General features: G+C 55.2%; 1 protein-coding gene. It reads right to left on the reverse strand.

Features of this window, described 5'->3' with window-relative positions; all coding sequences use genetic code 11:
• On the reverse strand, positions 1-364 hold a 364-nt coding region (locus tag FS818_RS28400; protein ID WP_145336748.1), incomplete at both ends, for an AMP-binding enzyme.

A 364-nucleotide genomic window follows, 5' to 3' on the forward strand; every position in this document is an offset into this window, starting at 1 on the left:
ACCTGGACACGATCTGAATCGCTTTGATCGAATCCCCGCCCCGCTCGAAAAAATTGTCCTGAATCCCGACTTGTTCGATTCGGAGCACATCCTGCCAAATAGCGGCTAGCTTCGCTTCGGTCTCGCTTCGCGGCGCAACGTATTCGCTGGTTGTCTGTAGCAATCCTTGCGGCTCCGGTAGCGCATTCCGGTCTACCTTCCCGTTGGCCGTCAGTGGAATTTGCTCCACTTCCACCAGATACGACGGTACCATGTACTCAGGCAAACTCCGTTTCAAATACGTGCGCAGCTCGGATGCACTGAAAATGCCCAGGCTCACCACGTAGGCACACAGATAAGACTCGCCCTGCTCGTCTTTCCGAGC

It is taken from the genome of Paenibacillus xylanexedens (genome assembly GCF_007680605.1).
Classification (GTDB): Bacteria; Bacillota; Bacilli; order Paenibacillales; family Paenibacillaceae; genus Paenibacillus; species Paenibacillus xylanexedens_B.